Origin of the sequence: Arthrobacter sp. TB 26 (genome assembly GCF_000427315.1) — a bacterium.
In the GTDB taxonomy this organism is placed as follows: Bacteria; Actinomycetota; Actinomycetes; order Actinomycetales; family Micrococcaceae; genus Arthrobacter.
Genome location: NZ_AUPJ01000203.1, coordinates 1 through 4,490, shown reverse-complemented (window position 1 = coordinate 4,490; position 4,490 = coordinate 1). Strand labels below are relative to the sequence as shown.

The 4,490-nt window shown below is 68.2% G+C and carries 5 protein-coding genes; 3 read left to right on the top strand and 2 right to left on the bottom strand.

Annotated features, from left to right (window positions below; all coding sequences use genetic code 11):
- Positions 1-952, bottom strand: a 952-nt coding sequence (locus K789_RS22535) for a LysR family transcriptional regulator (RefSeq protein ID WP_237739546.1), incomplete at its 3' end; no start/stop codon positions are given.
- A 153-nt stretch (positions 953-1,105) separates the two neighbouring features.
- On the opposite strand from K789_RS22535, the gene mmsB reads away from it, so the two are divergent.
- The 3 genes from mmsB (at position 1,106) to K789_RS0107185 (ending at position 4,221) form a co-directional block, all read left to right on the top strand.
- Complete coding sequence (mmsB, locus tag K789_RS0107195; protein WP_024366174.1) at positions 1,106-2,008, top strand: 3-hydroxyisobutyrate dehydrogenase; 903 nt, start codon at positions 1,106-1,108, stop codon at positions 2,006-2,008.
- A 31-nt stretch (positions 2,009-2,039) separates the two neighbouring features.
- Positions 2,040-3,524, top strand: a complete 1,485-nt coding sequence (locus K789_RS0107190) for a CoA-acylating methylmalonate-semialdehyde dehydrogenase (protein ID WP_024366173.1) — start codon at positions 2,040-2,042, stop codon at positions 3,522-3,524.
- 136 nt (positions 3,525-3,660) lie between these two features.
- Positions 3,661-4,221, top strand: coding sequence for an isochorismatase family protein (locus K789_RS0107185; protein WP_024366172.1), 561 nt, complete (start codon positions 3,661-3,663; stop codon positions 4,219-4,221).
- Here the strand turns inward: K789_RS0107185 and K789_RS0107180 are convergent.
- A partial coding sequence (locus K789_RS0107180; protein WP_024366171.1) for an SHOCT domain-containing protein occupies positions 4,208-4,490 on the bottom strand: 283 nt, incomplete at its 5' end. The genes K789_RS0107185 and K789_RS0107180 overlap by 14 nt on opposite strands.

Here is a 4,490-nt window from a genome sequence, read left to right as displayed (position 1 = left end):
GCTGCTCTTGTTGCAGCGCGCTCAGCCTGCCAGGACCGCTCAGCCTGCCAGGACCGCATGGCGTTCGGAGATCTCGGTCCGGACCGCCTCGAGCACCGCCTGCACCGCGGCCGAGCGCAGCGATTCCGGGCGTGCCACCGCCCAGATTGGAAGCTGCCGCTGGAAGTCGTCCGGCAGTACCGGCAGGNAGGAACGTGGGGTCGCCGACCGCCAGGAAGTTGGGCAGCAGGCCGATCCCGGCGCCCCGGCGCACCGCCTCCAACTGGGCAAAGATGCTGGTGGCCTGGAAGCTGGAGCGCGGTACGGGAAGCTGCGTGGAGCGGTGGCCTAGTTCGGCCACCTGCAGGGCCGACTCGACGTAGGAGACAAAACCGTGCTGCCGGACGTCGTCGAGCGTCATCGGCAAGCCGTGTTCCCGGGCGTACTGCGGGCTGGCATAGAGCCGGAGGAAATAGTTGGACAGGAAAATGGTCTGCGCGTTGCTGACGTCAAGATTGCCCACCACCACTTCGAGGTCCACGCCGGAGCGGTTCTGGCTGACCTTGCGCGTGGCGCTGAGCATTTCAACGTTGAGCAGCGGATGCTGACGCTGCAGCCGGACGAGCGCCGGCGCGACAAATTCGGCGCCGAAGCCGTCCGGGGTGCTGACCCGGACCAGGCCCGAGAGCACGTCCTCGGACTGTGCGATCCGGTTCGTGAGGGCACCGAGGGTACCCTCGATCGCCTCGGCGGCCGCCACGGCCTCGCCGCCCAGATCCGTCAGTTCCCAGCCGTGCGGGCTCCGCTCCAGGGTGCGCCCGCCCAGCTGTTTGTCCAGCGCCAGGATCCGGCGCGAGATGGTGGTGTGGGTGGTGCCGAGGGTTTCCGCCACGGCGTTGAAGCGGCCCAGCCGGGCCACAGTCAGCAGGATGAGCAGGTCGTCCGGGCTCGGAAGCCGCCTCACGTCCACCATGACTCCTTTGGATCCGGGTATGTGCATCCATGCACATGCCATCTGTAGTTTTTTGCCTTGATTGCACTGTAGCAGGGTGTGATGCTGGACACGGAACATCCGGCGCACGGCCGGGAGACGCACAGCAAGACGCAAAGCAAAGGAGCTTATGCCATGGCAGTAATCGCTTGGATCGGACTGGGGAACATGGGCGGGTCCATGTCGGTGAACCTCGCCAAGGCCGGCCACGACGTCCGCGGTTTCGACCTCAACACCGAGGCCGTTGCCGCCGCCGTCGCCGGGGGCGTCAAGCCCGCCGGAAGCATCGCCGAAGCGGTCGACGGCGCCGACGTCGTCTTCACCATGCTCCCCAAGGGCGAACACGCCCGCGCCGTGTACCTGGGCGAGGACGGCGTCCTGGCCCATGCGGACACCCGCACCCTGCTGGTGGATTCCTCCACCATCGACATCCCCTCGGCCCAGGCGCTGCACGACGCCGCTGCTGCCGCCGGGTTCCGCTTCGTGGACGCACCGGTCTCCGGCGGCATGAGCGGCGCGAAGGCCGCCACCCTGACCTTCATGATCGGCGGCGAGACGGGCGCGGTGGCCGAGGCCACCGAATACATCCGGCCGATGGCCGCAAACATCATCCCGACCGGCGGCGCCACCACCGGCCAGGCCGCGAAGATCTGCAACAACCTCATGCTCTTCATCAATCTGGCCTCCACCGCCGAGGGCGCTGTCCTGGCCGACCGGCTCGGACTGGACAAGCAGGTCTTCTGGGACATTGCCTCCGTCTCCTCCGGGGACAGCTGGGCGCTGCGCACCTGGTACCCGGTGGCCGGCGTCGTGCCCACCGCGGCGTCGAACAACGACTTCGCCCCCACCTTCACCACGGAGCTGGCCAACAAGGACATCGGACTCGCCATCAGCGCCGCGCGGGACACCGGAACCCCACTGGAAATCGGCGAGCACGTCCAGCAGCTCTTCCAGCGCCTCATCGACGCCGGCCAGTCCGGCACGGACTGCTCCGCCATCGTCAAACTTGTCGACGGCTCGTTCGAGTCCGCCAAGTAGCCCCCACACCTTTTAGAAAGAGACCCACCCCATGGAACGCATTCCGCACTTCATCAACGGCGCCCTGATTTCCGACGCCGAGCGCTACGGCCCCGTCTTCAACCCGGCCACAGGCGAGCAGGAAAAAGAGGTTGCCCTGGCCTCCGCCGACCGCGTCGAGGAGGCCATCCAGGCCGCCCGCGCCGCCCTGCCCGGCTGGCGCGCCACGAGCCTCGCCAAGCGCACCACCATCTTCTTCAAGGTCCGCGAACTGCTCTTGCAGCGCCGGCCCGAACTGGCCGCCCTGCTGACCAGCGAACACGGCAAGGTCCTCTCCGACGCCGAGGGCGAGATCACCCGCGGCCTGGAGAACATCGAATTCGCCACCGGGCTGTCCCACGCGCTCAAGGGTGAGCGCTCCGAACAGGTCGCCAGCGGCGTCGACGTCCACTCCGTGCGCCAGCCCGTCGGTGTGGTCGCCTGCATCACACCGTTCAACTTCCCGGCCATGGTGCCGCTGTGGATGATCGGCAGCGCCCTGGCCTGCGGCAACACCGTGCTGCTCAAGCCCAGCGAAAAGGATCCGTCCTCGGCCATCTTCATCGCGCAGGTCTTCGCCGAGGCCGGCCTGCCCGCCGGCGTCCTCAACGTCGTCCACGGCGACAAGGAAGCCGTCGACGTGCTCCTCGAACACCCGGACGTCAAGGCCATCAGCTTCGTCGGTTCGACGCCGATCGCCCAGTCCATCTACAAGCGCGCCGCCGACCACGGCAAGCGCGTGCAGGCCCTGGGCGGCGCCAAGAACCACATGGTGGTCCTGCCGGATGCGGACCTGTCCATGGCCGCCGACGCCGCCGTCTCCGCCGCCTACGGCTCCGCCGGCGAGCGCTGCATGGCCGTCAGCGTCCTGGTCGCCGTCGGGAACATCGCCGATGAACTCGTGGACGCGATCAAGACCCGGATGGCCACGCTCAAGATCGGCCCCGGCACCGACCCCGCCTCGCAGATGGGCCCGCTCATCACGGCCGAGCACCGCGACAAGGTGGCCTCCTATGTCGCCGGCGCGGCGGAGGAAGGCGCCACCGTGGTGGCGGACGGCCGGGAACAGACGTTCGACTCCAACGGCTTCTTCATCGGCGTCAGCCTGGTTGACCACGTCAAGCCCGGCATGAAGGTCTACGACGACGAGATCTTCGGCCCGGTCCTCTCCGTGGTCCGCGTCGAGACCTACGCCGACGCCGTCAAGCTCGTCAACGACAACGAGTTCGGCAACGGCGTGGCGATCTTCACCCGCGACGGCGGCGCCGCCCGGCAGTTCGAGTTCGACGTCGAGGCCGGCATGGTGGGCGTCAACGTGCCGATCCCGGTGCCGGTGGGGACTTTCTCCTTCGGCGGCTGGAAGAACTCGCTCTTCGGCGACACCCACATGTACGGCCCCGAGAGCATCCGCTTCTACACCCGCGGCAAGGTGGTCACCACCCGCTGGCCGGATCCGTCCACCTCGGTGATCGACCTCGGTTTCCCCCAGGTCGACTGACGCCCCCCCACAGAAACAACGCGGGGTCACCTACGGCCCATCCACGACCGGATTATGGGCCGTAGGTGACCCCGCGTTGGCTGGAGCCTTGGGATTAGAGTAGGCAGGCAGGGACAGCCAGGATCCGGGAGGCATTGTGACCACGCTCGTCAACCGCCCCAACACGGCATTGCTCATCGTCGACATGCAGCTTGGCGTCGTCGCGGACGCTTACCGCCGCGACGACGTCATCGCGACCATCGCCGCCCTCGTGGAGAAGGCGCGCGGCGCAGGCGTGGATATCGTCTGGGTGCAGCACAGCGGCGAGGAACTCCCGCGGGGCAGCGACGGCTGGCTGTTTGTGCCGGAGCTCGCGCGGCGCGATTCGGAGCCGCTCGTGCCGAAAGAGTACAGCGATGCGTTCGAGGCGACTGACTTGGAGTCCGTGCTGGCTGATCGCGGCATCGGCCACATCTTCCTGGCCGGGGCGCAGACCGACGAGTGCATCCGTTCGACACTCCACGGCGGGATCACCCGGGGCTACGATGTCACGCTGGTCGCGGACGCGCACACCACCGAGGACCTGAGCGAATTTGGCGCGCCGCCGCCGGAGCTGGTGGTCGCCCACACCAATTTGTATTGGCAGTACCACAGGGCCCCCGGGAGGACGGCAGGAACGGTCAACGCGGCCGACGTCGACTTCGCTAGCCCTTCATGATGTCCGCGCGCTGGGCCATGTAGTCCTCCATGGACAGCTCGCCCTCGCTGTACCGCTGGTCCAGTTCCGCGAGCTTGCGCGCCCGGAAGCCCTGCGGGGCCGACGGCGGCGCAGGCACCGCCGGGCCTGCCGGCTGCGGCGGGGTGGACTGCGGAGCCTTGAACTGCTGCGGGTCCTGCTGCTGGAACGGCGGGTTGCCGGGGTACCCCGGGCTGTCCTCGTAGGGGACAGGGGCCGGGTAGGACTGCCCGCCCGGGTACGGCTGGCCC